The 12,393-nt window shown below is 59.0% G+C and carries 9 protein-coding genes; 8 read left to right on the top strand and 1 reads right to left on the bottom strand.

Annotation, left to right across the window (positions count from 1 at the left end; translation table 11 throughout):
* Nucleotides 1-150: 150 nt before the first annotated feature.
* Complete coding sequence (locus NOM06_RS03165; protein WP_255909901.1) at nucleotides 151-972, top strand: peptidoglycan DD-metalloendopeptidase family protein; 822 nt, start codon at nucleotides 151-153, stop codon at nucleotides 970-972.
* 88 nt (nucleotides 973-1,060) lie between these two features.
* Here the strand turns inward: NOM06_RS03165 and NOM06_RS03160 are convergent, their stop codons facing one another.
* On the bottom strand, nucleotides 1,061-2,398 hold the full coding sequence (locus NOM06_RS03160) for an MATE family efflux transporter (protein WP_255909900.1): 1,338 nt from the start codon (nucleotides 2,396-2,398) through the stop codon (nucleotides 1,061-1,063).
* Between the two features lie 155 nt (nucleotides 2,399-2,553).
* Here NOM06_RS03160 and mscM point away from each other — a divergent pair, with 155 nt between their 5' ends.
* The 7 genes from mscM to frdD all read left to right on the top strand — a co-directional run bounded on the left by mscM (nucleotide 2,554) and on the right by frdD (nucleotide 12,378).
* The gene (gene mscM / locus NOM06_RS03155; RefSeq protein ID WP_255909899.1) at nucleotides 2,554-5,835 is read left to right on the top strand and encodes a miniconductance mechanosensitive channel MscM; all 3,282 of its coding nucleotides are present in this window, start codon (nucleotides 2,554-2,556) and stop codon (nucleotides 5,833-5,835) included.
* Nucleotides 5,836-5,859: 24 nt separating this feature from the next.
* Nucleotides 5,860-6,543 carry a glycerophosphodiester phosphodiesterase gene (locus NOM06_RS03150; protein WP_255909898.1) on the top strand — a complete coding sequence of 228 codons (684 nt, stop codon included), beginning with the start codon at nucleotides 5,860-5,862 and terminating at the stop codon, nucleotides 6,541-6,543.
* A gap of 154 nt (nucleotides 6,544-6,697) precedes the next feature.
* Complete coding sequence (locus NOM06_RS03145) at nucleotides 6,698-8,575, top strand: methyl-accepting chemotaxis protein (protein WP_021229777.1); 1,878 nt, start codon at nucleotides 6,698-6,700, stop codon at nucleotides 8,573-8,575.
* A gap of 509 nt (nucleotides 8,576-9,084) precedes the next feature.
* Nucleotides 9,085-10,869: a fumarate reductase (quinol) flavoprotein subunit gene (frdA, locus tag NOM06_RS03140; protein ID WP_005335056.1), complete on the top strand. Its 1,785-nt coding sequence runs from the start codon at nucleotides 9,085-9,087 to the stop codon at nucleotides 10,867-10,869.
* Nucleotides 10,862-11,596: a succinate dehydrogenase/fumarate reductase iron-sulfur subunit gene (locus tag NOM06_RS03135; protein WP_005335057.1), complete on the top strand. Its 735-nt coding sequence runs from the start codon at nucleotides 10,862-10,864 to the stop codon at nucleotides 11,594-11,596. The genes frdA and NOM06_RS03135 overlap by 8 nt, the downstream gene beginning before the upstream one ends.
* Nucleotides 11,597-11,612: 16 nt before the next feature.
* Nucleotides 11,613-12,011, top strand: coding sequence for a hypothetical protein (locus NOM06_RS03130; protein WP_005335058.1), 399 nt, complete (start codon nucleotides 11,613-11,615; stop codon nucleotides 12,009-12,011).
* Between the two features lie 10 nt (nucleotides 12,012-12,021).
* Complete coding sequence (gene frdD, locus NOM06_RS03125; RefSeq protein WP_005335059.1) at nucleotides 12,022-12,378, top strand: fumarate reductase subunit FrdD; 357 nt, start codon at nucleotides 12,022-12,024, stop codon at nucleotides 12,376-12,378.
* Nucleotides 12,379-12,393: the final 15 nt, after the last annotated feature.

Here is a 12,393-nt window from a genome sequence, read left to right as displayed (position 1 = left end):
CCCCGACCATAACGAGGCACAATCTGCCCCCTTCCCCAGCCGCGCCTGTCGTGGCCAGCGTGCCGTGATCACCCTCTAGTGATCGACGAATGCCGGACAGGGGGTTGTCATCCCGCCATCCCGGGCGCTTTAACATCGAGTGGTATCGTCATGAGAGTTGTTTGTTGTCTGTTGTTGTTACTGGCCAGCCAGTCAGCCCTGGCCGAGGGTTTTATCAGTCGCCAGCTCAACCATCCGGTGCCGGGTGGCGTTGCGGTGATCCCTCTTGGCGCGTCACTCACTGCCCCCACGGCCCGCTATCACGACAAACCCGTGCTGGTAGTGCGCGAAGACAACCAGTGGATCGCCATCGTCGGCATCTCTCTGAAAAGCACGTTCGGCGCCCAGCAACTGACCACAGGTGATGGCCGTACTCTCGGCTTCACCGTGACCCCCAAGCACTACCGCGAGCAGCACATCAAGCTCAAGAACAGCCGTCAGGTCAATCCGCTCGCCGAGGATATGACACGTATCAACCGCGAGCTGGCGGAGCAGACCCGGGCTTACCAGACCTTCAGCCCCAACCAGCCGAGCAACCTGCTGTTCGACAAGCCGGTCAACGGCCCCCTCTCCAGCCCGTTTGGCTTGCGTCGCTTCTTTAATGGCGAGGAGCGCAATCCCCACTCCGGCCTCGACTTCGCAGTGGGCGCCGGCACCCCGATCAAGTCCCCCGCCGCAGGCAAGGTGATCCTGATCGGCAACTACTTCTTCAATGGCAATACCGTCTTTGTCGACCACGGTCAGGGGCTCATCAGCATGTTCTGCCACATGTCGAAGGTAGATGTGAAGCTAGGCCAGAGCCTGCCGCGGGGCGGCATCGTCGGACGAGTCGGTTCGACCGGTCGCGCCACCGGCCCCCATATGCACTGGAACGTCAGCCTCAACGACACCCGAGTCGATCCCGCCATCTTTATCGGTGCCTTCAAGCCCTGAATCGGCAGAGCCCGTTAACAAAACATCCTCTAACAAGACAGGCAGCCCATAGCTGCCTGTCTGCTATCTGCACGTCGAACCTGATTACCTATACGGCCTGCGCGTGGGCGCCGGACTCCCGACGCATCGCCCGCCACATCACCAACACCAGCAATGAGCTGCACGTTGGCAATGCCAGCCAGACCCCGGGCACGCCCCACAGGGTCGAGAAGCCCCACAAGAAACCGCCGATCAGCACCAGCTTGCCGCCGGTGAGCAGGGAGGCGATGCGAGCCCGATTGATGGCCTGGAAGTAGGTGGCCCCCACCAGCAGCAAGCCCTCCATCGGCAGCCCCCAGAAGTAGAGCCAGATCCCGAGGCTCGCCACCGGCAGCAAGGTGGCGTTGTCGCCGGCAAACAGATAGACCGCCGCCTCCGGCCACAGATAAAGCGGGAACATGGCGCACAGGGCGATCCCCAACGTCACTCCGAGTGCCAGATTGCGGATCCTCAGCACCCGCCGCCAGTGACCGGCGCCCGCGTTAAAGCTGGCGATGGGCTGGATACCCATGGCGATCCCCTCGAACACCAGATAGAAGAAGGCCTCGGTGTAACTGATCACCCCGTAGGCCGCCACATGCAGCGAAGTACCCACCGCCAGCAACGCCTTGTTGTGCAGCGCCAGCACTACCGAGAGATAGAGGTACATCAGAAAACTGGATATCCCGAGGCGCACCGTTTCGCCCATCAGCCGCAGATCGGGGCGCAAGGTGTCCCAACTTATCCGCAGTTGGCTGCGCGGCGTGAAGAAGTGCCACAGGCAAGCGAGGCCCGTCACTGCCTGGGAGAGCATAGTGGCCGTCGCCACCCCGGCCAGTCCGAACGGAAACACCACCATCAGCAGATAGTCGAGCAGCACGTTGAGCAGCCCCCCGACCACCATGATAAGGGTGACAAATCCGGGGCGACCATCGTTGCGCAGCAGCGAGCTGAACGCCATCGACAGCACCGCAAAGAAGCCAAGCCAGGCGTAGGCCTGCAGGTAGGAGAGCCCGGCGGTGAAGATCTCCCCCTCCGCCCCCATCCAGGCCAGCATGGGCTCGCCATAACGGATCCCGATAAAACTGAGCAGTGCCGAGGCCAGCAACACCATCACCAGCGCATTGCCGACGATATGGCGGGCTTTGGCCGGGTTGCCCTGCCCCAGATAGAAGGAGACCAGCGACGAGGCCCCCATGCCGATCAGCGCCCCCACCGCATAAAGCACGGCGCAGATGGGATAAGCCAGCATCAGACCGGCCATGCCATCCTGACCCAGCACATGGCCAACGAAGATGCCATCGATGGTGACATAGATGCCGGTGATCAGCATGGCCGCCACGGTCGGGGTTACGTAACGCCAGAAAAGGCGAGATAGCGGGGCTGTGCCCAGATCAACAGCTGACATATTCGACTCGGTGGAGAGAAAGCGGCCGGGATCATAGCGAAACGGCAGCACGACTTCCTGTTATTTGTGTTATGAATCATTAATATAGACTGCTTTACCCGCCTCCCTGCCCTGTTTTAGGCTAGGGCCACCTCTTCTGAACGGAAACGAGCCTCATGTTGCAACGCCTGCTCACCCTCTTGCTGCTCTCCCTTATCCTGTTGCCGCCAGCCGTGCGCGCCGACGATGCCATTGCCCAGGCCGAATCCCTGTTGCAGAGCGTGCCCAAGAGCGATACCCCGGAAAACCAGAAGCTGCGGGAGAGCTACCAGCAGGCGCTGCAATTTGCCAGAGAGGCCGAGCGCTATCGGGAGCAGAGCAAAGCCTATCAGCAGATCCTTATCGATTACCCCAAGGAGTCGGCGCGCCTCAAGGAGAGCCTGCACAACTATCAGCCCGCAGCTCGCCCGCCGCTGGCGAGCCTCAAGGAGGAGGCGCTGCGCCAGGCCATAGGCCTGAGCAGCAACCGCCAGCTCAACCTGCGCAAGGAGCGGCAGGGGGTGATGGACAGTCTCAACCAACTGGAGAGCACCGGTCAGGAGTATCACCTGCGGGTGGATGATCTGCGCAAACAGCTGCAACTGACCCGCAGCCAGCTGGAGCGACTGAGCTTCAGCAGCGAATCGGATCGCCAGCAGGAGGCACAACTGCTGCTGACCAGAATGAAGGAGCAGAGCCTCTCCGACCGGATCCAGATGCTGGAGCTGGAGCAGCTCTCGGCCCAGCAGCGCAACGATCTCGGCAAGCTGAAACTGCAGGAGCTCAATCTGGCCATCGCCGACGAGGATGAGTGGCAAGCCAGCCTGCTGACCCAGCAGAACCAGCTGCGTAGGGAGAAGACCGAGCAGGCGCTGGAGGAGAGCGAGCGGCTGCGCAAACAACTCACCACCGACATGCCGCTGCTGCTGGAGCAGCAACAGCAGAATCAGGCGCTCTCCATCCAGCTCGGCACACTGGAAGATCAGATTGAGCGGGTGCAGGACGAGCAGCGCAGCGTCGACAAGAATCTGTTTGAACTGAATGAGCTGGTCAACTCGGTACGCGAACAGCTGGAATGGCTGCAGATCAGTAATGCCTACGGCGAGAACCTGCGCAGCAAACTCTCCGATCTGCCTCCCCAGTTCCCCCTCGACAAGCTGGAGTCCGCCATCGTCAGCGCCCGCATGGCCAAGTACCAGTACGAGAGCGAGCAGGATGGGCTCAAGGATACCCGCCAGCTGCGCGACAAGTTGATGGCCGAAGAGGAGGTAACGCTGGATCGGCCACAGCAAGCGGTGCTCGACAACCTGCTCAAGGCCCGGCGCCAGCTGCTGACCCGGCTCAACGACACCTCAGACACCCTCATTCAGGAGCAGACCCGCCTCAAACTGCTCTACAGCCGCCAGAACAGCAAGATCGACGAGATCCGTGAGATCAGCGCCAGCCACTTGTTCTGGATGCCGGATGTGCGCCCCTTTACCCCGCAGGTGATGCTCGGCATTCCCGCCGCGCTGACCCTGGCCTTCAACCCGGACAACTGGCTGCAACTTCCCTATGCCATCGCCGAGAACAGCCCGCTGAGCCTCACGCTGGCCGCTATTGGTCTGCTGGTGCTGGCCTGGAGCTGGTTCAAGTTGGCCCGTCACCTGAGCCTCTATTGCGACCATATTGCGCCGCGGATCGGCAAGGTGACCCAGGACAAATTCAGCCTCACCAGCCGCTTGCTGTTGCGCTCCCTGCTTGCCGCCCTCCCCTTGCCCGCCATGGTGCTGATGGTGCGCGGCCTGCTCGAAGGGGCCTGGCAATACCCGTTTGCGGTGGCGGTGGCGCGCGGTCTTGGCGAGATCTGGTTTCTGCTGCTGGCGCTGGTGATGGCCCGCCATCTGACACTGGAGAGGGGGATTTTGATCCACCACTTCCGCTGGCCCCGGGAACAGGTGCAAAAGGTGTGGGGGCAGTTTCGCACCCTGCTGCTGGTGCTGATCCCGAGTTTCTTCGTGCAGGGGATGGCCAACAGCTATCAGGAGCACGCCTTCTACGACTCCCTCGGCCGGATGGCCTTCATGATCGGTGCACTCTGGCTGCTGCTCTTCTTTGCCCGTCTCAACCGGGAGCGGCTGCCGCTCACCTGGGGCCAGACCGACATGACCAAGCCCCATCTGCTGCACCACTTCATCTGGAACAGCCTGATGCTGGCGCCGCTGCTGGCGGTGATTGGCGCCCTGTTTGGCTACTTCTATACCTCGCGCACCCTGCTGCGCCAGCTGGAGCTTAGCCTGCTGATGGGGCTGGGTTGCCTGCTGGTCTACTATCTGGCCAGACGCTGGATGCTGATCCAGCGCCGCCGCCTCGCCTTCGAGCGTGCCAAGAGCAAGCGCGCCGAGATCCTGGCCCAGCGCGGCCGGGAAGAGGGGCATGACGAGCTCAGCTCCGAGACCCCGGACGTGGTGGAAGAGACTGAGCTGGATCTCGATACCATCAGCGCCCAGTCGCTGGGGCTGGTGCGCACCCTGCTGATGCTGGGCTTCACCATGCTGGTGGTGCTGCAATGGTCGGATCTCAACTCCGCCTTCAGCTTCCTTAGCAATATCGAGGTGTGGCAGGTGAGCAGCAAAATTGGCGGCATCGAGCAGCTCTCGGCCATCACCTTGCAGGATCTGATGCTGACCGCCTTCGTCTTCATTCTGACCGTGGTGACAGCCCGCAACCTGCCGGGGCTGATGGAGCTGACCCTGTTGCAGCACCTCAGCCTCTCCCCGGGTACCGGCTTTGCCCTCACGACCACCAGCAAGTATCTGGTGATCCTGATCGGCGCCCTCACCGGCTTCTCCATGCTCGGCATCGACTGGTCGAAGACCCAGTGGCTGGTCGCCGCCCTCTCGGTGGGGTTGGGTTTCGGCCTGCAGGAGATCTTCGCCAACTTTGTCTCCGGCCTCATCATTCTGTTTGAGAAGCCGATCCGGCTCGGTGACACCGTCACCATTCGCGATCTCACCGGCACCGTCACCAAGATCAAAACCCGGGCAACCACCATAGTGGATTGGGATCGCAAGGAGATCATCGTGCCCAACAAGGCCTTCATCACCGAACAGTTCATCAACTGGTCGCTCTCCGATGCCATCACCCGGGTCAAACTGCGGATCCGGATCGGCCTGACCCGGGATCCGAAACTGGTGCAGCGCATTCTGGAGGAGTCCATCCAGGCATCGACCCTGGTATTGGAGACGCCGACGCCAGAGGTCTTCCTGATCGAATTCACCGACTCGGCACTGATCTACGAGATCCGCCTCTACGTCAACAACATGGATCACCGAATGCCCATCACTCACGAGGTTCACTCGCTGGTGCTGGAGAAGATGCAGCAGCAGGGACTTACCCTGCCCCATCAACAGATCGATATTCACCTGAGCCGCGGCTGATCCGCGAGGTAGAAGGAGCAGAACATGCAGATTATTGCCCATCGTGGCGCCAGCGGTCTGGCACCGGAGAACACCCTCAAGGCGATGGCCAAAGCACTGGAGTTGGGTGCGCCAGCCATCGAGATCGACGTACAGACGGCCGATGGCGAGTTGTGGGTCTTTCACGACCGGCGGCTGGAGCGTTGCACCAACGGCAAGGGGGTGCTGACCGAACAATCGCGCTCCTATCTGGAGCAGCTCGATGCCGGTGAGGGAGAGGTGATCCCGACCCTGTGGCAGGTGATGGAGATCATCGCCGGACGCTGCGAGCTGCATATCGAGCTCAAGGGGACTCATACCGCCGATGCGGTGGCAGCCCTGACCCGACGGGCAGAGGCCGAACTGGGCTTTACTCCCGGCCAGTGGGTGGTCTCCTCCTTCCATCACCCTGAGCTGGCCCGATTTGCAGCCTTGCGGCCCGATGTCCGGCTCGGTGCCCTGACCGCCAACCTGCCGATCCACCTAGCGCTGTTTGCCGACGAGCTGGGGGCCTGGTCCATCAATTGCGATGTTGATTTCATCGACGCCACGCTGGTCGATGATGCACATCGCCGTGGGCTCAAAGTTCTGGTTTATACCGTTGATTATCCAGAAGATTATGAAACGCTATCTAGCATGGGGGTCGATGGAATCTTCACCAATCGACCGGATCGTTTTCTGGCGCAGTAAGGGGGGTGATACACGCATGGATAACCACTGATTTAGGCACTAACTTTAAATAGCTGACCGGGATACAAAGAGTTCAACTTCAGCCGATAAACAGAGGCTCATAACAATAACTAGATTCCACACACTTCAGACTGACGCTCACAAGGATGTAACTATGAACTTATCCATTAAAAACAAGCTTGTTCTGGCTATCGGGGTCATCATTCTGGTGATCACCTGCCTGCAGGTCTGGTACAACACCTCGCAACTGCGCAGCGAGACCCAGCGACTGGTCTGGAACATCATCGACGAAAGCTCCATGGCCAACGTCAAGGGGATCTCCCGCTGGGTCGACTCCCGGATCAGCATGGTCAGCACCACCAAGGAAGCATTCGCCAAAGAAGATGAGCCCATCAGTCATCTGGCCCAGTCCATGAATGCCGGTGGCTTCGACCTGGTCTATGCCGGTACCGCAGACGGCAAAATGATCCAGAGCAAACCAACCGACTTGCCCGCCGGTTATGACCCCCGTCAACGTCCTTGGTACAAGGATGCGGCCGCCGCAGGCAAGCTGGTCATCACAGCCCCCTATGCCGACATCTCCACCGGTCAGCTGATTGTCACCATTGCCGAGCCGTTCCAGCGCGGCAATACCCAGGGCGTCATCGCCGGTGACGTCTCCATCAGCTCACTGATCTCGGACATTCTGGCGGTCACCACCGAGGGCACCTACGCCATGCTGGTGGACAGCAATGGCACCATCATCGCGCACCCCGATGCCTCCCTGAGCCTGAAATCCGCCACCGCTCTGGCACCGGAACTGACTGCGGCCTACATCAATCAGGTCGCCCATGACGGCATGATCAACGAGCTGGTGATCAGCGGCAAGAAAGAGGTCTACGACTTTAATGCCATTCCCAATACCAACTGGTATTACGGCATGATGGTGGATGAAGAGATCGCCTACCAGTCGGTACGCCGCATGGTTACCTCCTCCCTCATTCAGGGGCTTATCACCATACTGATCGTGGCAGGCTTCTCCTATGTCGCCATCAACGGCTCGCTGGCCCCTCTGAAAACCCTGGGCGAAGCGATTGCCGATCTCTCCCGTGGCAACGGCGATCTGACCCGCCGGATCAAGATTGAACGTGAGGATGAGGTGGGCGCGGTTGCCAAACACGTCAACACCTTCATCGAGCGGATCCATGTGATGGTGCAGGATATCTCCAACTCCTCCGGCCAGCTCAACCAACAGGCCAAGTCCTCCCACAGCATGGCGGAGAAGGCCAATCAGGGGCTGGCACGCCAGCAAAACGAGATCTCCCAGATCGCCACTGCGGTACACGAGATGTCGGCCACTGCGGTCGAGGTTGCCAGCAACGCCGAGCAGACCGCCGAAGCGGCCCGCAGCTCCTCCAGCAGTTGCGAGCATGGCAAGCAGGTGATCGCCCGCAACCAGCGCTCCATCACCGATCTGGCCACCCAGGTGGAACAGGCCTCCAACATCATTCAGGAACTGGAGAAAAACGCTCAGGAGATCAACACCATCCTCTCCACCATTCAGGGCATCGCCGAGCAGACCAACCTGCTGGCACTCAACGCCGCCATCGAAGCGGCACGTGCCGGTGAACAGGGCCGCGGCTTTGCGGTGGTAGCCGACGAGGTGCGCGTCCTGTCACAGCGTACCCACAGCTCCACCGTCGAAATCCGCAATATGATCGAAACCCTGCAACGCAATACCCAGGGAGCGGTCAGCACCATGCACGAAGGCCAGCTGCTGGCTCAGAACAGCGTGGATGACGCCAACAACGCCACCCACGCGCTGGAGCAGATCACCACATCGATCAACCAGATCTCCGACATGGCGACCCAGATCTCCAGCGCGGCTGAAGAGCAGCGGGCCGTCACCGATGAGGTAAGCCGCAACATTCAGGCGGTGAAAGATGTCTCGGACGAACTGGCAGTGGATGCAGACAGCTCACGCCATCTCTCTGAACAACTTAAAAATATTTCGGGTGAACTGAGCAATCAGGTCGGCATGTTCCGCATTTGAGCATGAGTAAAAGGGGCCGTACAGGCCCCTTTTATTTTTCTAAATAGCGCTTAATTTTCAGTGAGTAATCTCACATTACCCGCCAAATACCCCGCCTTGAAATCCTTGTAATTCGTCTGGAATTATCAGATCACCGCCGCAGTCATCGCCGCACTTCGGATTACCTATTTCTATCCGAATAGATGAATGCCAATAATTCTCATTAAAAAATTACAATAAAAAACTTAAAATTTTTTTCGCGAGTACCTAAAAAGAGAGGTGATTCGCATTTTATTGAAAGAAAACTACGTACAATCCAGAAGTTAAAGTACTCGTAGCTAGGTGTTCAACTGCTCAGTAACACCAAAAAATGACGATAATAACGACATTTTCATCCAGGGATTTGGGTGTTTTATAGAAAAATAACCAATAAAAAGGGAATAAAACCTAGCAGTTTGACTTGCATCAAGCCTGAATTTTTTTCATAGAGCAAAATCGTGCCCAGCAAATCTATCCCTAAGGAGGCAGATGTGGATATTATCAAGACCGATGTGGCCATCATCGGTGCTGGCGGTACCGGCTTACGCGCCGCTATCGCTATAGCCGAATCACAGCCAGACCTGGACATCGCCCTGATTTCCAAGGTTTACCCGATGCGCAGCCACACGGTTGCTGCCGAAGGCGGCGCCGCCGGTGTCGTCCGTGATGACGACTCCCTCGAAAACCACTTCAACGACACCGTCTCCGGTGGTGACTGGCTGTGCGAGCAGGACGTAGTGGAATACTTCGTCAACAACGCGACCAAAGAGATGATCCAGCTGGAGCACTGGGGTTGCCCCTGGAGCCGCAAGCCGGATGGCAAAGCCAACGTGCGTCCGTTTGGTGGCATGAAGGTTCCCCGTACCTGGTTCGCCGCAGACAAGTCCGGTTTCCATATTCTGCACACCCTGTTCCAGACCTCCGTCAAATACCCGAGCATCAAGCGCTTCGACGAGCATTTCTGTCTTGATCTGATCGTGGACGACGGCCGCGTTCAGGGCGTACTGACCTTCGACATCCAGAACGGTATCACCCGCTTCATCCAGGCCAAATCCGTGATCGTGGCAACCGGCGGCGCTGGCCGTGTCTATCGCTACAACACCAACGGTGGCATCGTCACCGGCGACGGCATGGCGCTGGCCTACCGTCACGGCGTACCGCTGCGTGATATGGAGTTCGTTCAGTATCACCCGACCGGCCTGCCGGGCACCGGCATCCTGATGACCGAAGGTTGTCGTGGTGAGGGTGGCGTCCTGCTGAACAAGGATGGCTACCGCTACCTGCAAGACTACGGCTTGGGCCCGGAAACGCCGATCGGCCAGCCGAAAAGCAAATACATGGAGCTGGGTCCGCGCGACCGTGTTTCCCAGGCATTCTGGCAAGAGCAGCAGAAAGGCCGCGTCATTCAGGGCCCGATGGGCGATGTGGTTCACCTCGACCTGCGTCACCTTGGCGAGAAGTACCTGAAAGAGCGTCTGCCGTTCATCTGCGAACTGGCCAAAGCCTACGTCAACGTGGATCCGGCCAAAGAGCCTATCCCGGTACGTCCGACTGCCCACTACACCATGGGTGGTATCGAGACTGACAACAAGTGTGCCACCCGTCTGCCCGGCCTCTACGCCGCGGGCGAATGTGCCTCCGTCGGTCTGCACGGTGCCAACCGTCTGGGTTCCAACTCCCTGTCCGAGATCGTGGTATTCGGCAAGCTGGCCGGTGAGCAGGCAGGTGAATTTGCCAAGACTCAGAAGCATGGCAACACCGAAGCGCTGGCCGCCAAGGCCGAGGCGCTCATCAAGCAGCACCTCTCCCTGATGGACGTAGACGGTACTGAAAACCCGGCAGACATCCGCAATGAACTGGGCATGTCCATGGAAGCCGGTGTCGGTATCTACCGTACCGAAGAGCTGATGCAGGGCACCATCGACAAGATCAACGAGCTGAAAGCCCGTTACAAGAAGGTCAAGATCAACGACAAGTCCTCTGTCTTCAACACCGATCTGCTGTACGCCATCGAACTGGGTTACATGCTGGACGTGGCTGAAGCCATGGCGCACTCCGCCATCAATCGTAAAGAGTCCCGCGGTTCCCACCAGCGTCTGGATGGTTACGAAGAGCGCGATGACGTGAACTTCCTCAAGCACACGCTCTCGTTCTACAAAAATGGCGAAACGCCCTCCATCGATTACTCCGATGTGAAGATCACTAAGTCCCAGCCGGCAAAACGCGTGTACGGCTCCGAGGGTGAGAAACAAGACGAGGCTAAGAAGAATGGCTGAGATGATTGAAATTGAGATCCTGCGCTACCGTCCGGAACAGGATAACGAGCCCTGGATGCAAACCTTCCAGGTGCCATACCAGAGAGAGATGTCTCTGCTGGACGCTCTGCAGTACATCAAGGATCACCTGGACTCTACCCTGAGCTTCCGCTGGTCCTGCCGGATGGCGATCTGCGGCTCCTGCGGCATGATGGTCAACGGTGTGCCCAAGCTGGGTTGCAAGGCGTTCCTGCGCGACTATCTGCCGGGCAAGATGACCGTCGAGCCGCTCAACAACTTCCCGATCGAGCGCGATCTGGTGGTCGACATGTCCGACTTCATCGAGAAGCTGGAGAGCATCAAGCCGTACATCATCCCGAGCGAGCCACGCAGCCTGTGTGATGGCGAGTACATCCAGACTCCGGCCCAGATGGCGCAGTACAAGCAGTTCTCCCAGTGCATCAACTGTGGTCTCTGCTACGCGGCCTGCCCGCAGTACGGCATCAACAAGAAGTTCACCGGTCCGGCGGCACTGGCTCTGGCCTATCGCTACAACGTCGACAACCGTGATGCCGGCGCCAAAGAGCGTATGCGTATCATCAGCCAGGACGAAGGCGTCTGGGGCTGTACCTTCGTGGGCTACTGCTCCGAAGTGTGCCCGAAGGGCGTCGATCCGGCGGCGGCCATCCAGCTTGGCAAGGTCGAAAGCGCCAAGGACTACATGATCGCCATGTTCAAGCCAGATTGAGAGCAGGATTGAGACCATGAACAACACTGATAGCAAACGTAAACCTTACGTCCGCGAAATGAAGAAAGACTGGTGGCTGAAGAACGCCTTCTACACCGGTTACATGATCCGTGAAGGCACCAGTATCTTCGTCTCCATCTACGCCGTTGTGCTGATGTGGGGCCTGATGCGCCTGGTTCAGGGTCAGGAAGCGTTCAACGGCTGGCTGGAATCCCTGCAAAGCCCGATCGCCATCCTGTTCCATGTCGTCGCTCTGGCGGCGTGCCTGTTCCATGCCAAAACCTGGTTCGCCCTGGCGCCGAAAGCCATGCGTATCTTCCGTGGTGAAGACCTGGTACCGGAGAAGCCGATCGTTCTCGCCCAGTATGTGGCGCTGGCGGTGGTGTCCCTGCTTGTCCTGATCATCGTGGCCTGAGGAGAAAACAATGAGACGTTCTGACGAACCAATTTACTGGGGTCTGTTTGGTGCGGGTGGCATGGTCGTTGCCATGCTGCTGCCGGTCATTGTCCTCATCACCGGTCTGCTGGTGCCCATGGGCATCATGGACGTGGAAACCATGAGCTATGACCGCGTACACGCGTTCGCCAGCTCCTGGTGGGGTGCCTGCATCCTGCTGGTGATCATCGCCCTGCCAGTCTGGCACGGTATGCACCGTATCTACCACGGTCTGCACGATCTGGGGATCCACACCACCAAGCTGCACCACTATGTGTTCTATGGCTTTGCCTTCCTGGTATCTGCCATTAGCGTCGGCTTGCTGATGGTGCTGGTACTCCAGTAATCACATCTGACTGAT

Origin of the sequence: Aeromonas sp. JL9 (assembly GCF_024436075.1) — a bacterium.
Classification (GTDB): domain Bacteria; phylum Pseudomonadota; class Gammaproteobacteria; order Enterobacterales; family Aeromonadaceae; genus Aeromonas; species Aeromonas veronii.
This window is presented reverse-complemented; position numbering and strand designations above follow the sequence as displayed.

Excerpts from the sequence above, each read along its gene's own strand:
- NOM06_RS03165 (WP_255909901.1), top strand. The coding sequence starts at position 151 with ATGAGAGTTGTTTGTTGTCTGTTGTTGTTACTGGCCAGCCAGTCAGCC.
- NOM06_RS03160 (WP_255909900.1), bottom strand. The coding sequence starts at position 2,398 with ATGTCAGCTGTTGATCTGGGCACAGCCCCGCTATCTCGCCTTTTCTGG.
- mscM (WP_255909899.1), top strand. The coding sequence starts at position 2,554 with ATGTTGCAACGCCTGCTCACCCTCTTGCTGCTCTCCCTTATCCTGTTG.
- NOM06_RS03150 (WP_255909898.1), top strand. The coding sequence starts at position 5,860 with ATGCAGATTATTGCCCATCGTGGCGCCAGCGGTCTGGCACCGGAGAAC.
- NOM06_RS03145 (WP_021229777.1), top strand. The coding sequence starts at position 6,698 with ATGAACTTATCCATTAAAAACAAGCTTGTTCTGGCTATCGGGGTCATC.
- NOM06_RS03135 (WP_005335057.1), top strand. The coding sequence starts at position 10,862 with ATGGCTGAGATGATTGAAATTGAGATCCTGCGCTACCGTCCGGAACAG.
- NOM06_RS03130 (WP_005335058.1), top strand. The coding sequence starts at position 11,613 with ATGAACAACACTGATAGCAAACGTAAACCTTACGTCCGCGAAATGAAG.
- frdD (WP_005335059.1), top strand. The coding sequence starts at position 12,022 with ATGAGACGTTCTGACGAACCAATTTACTGGGGTCTGTTTGGTGCGGGT.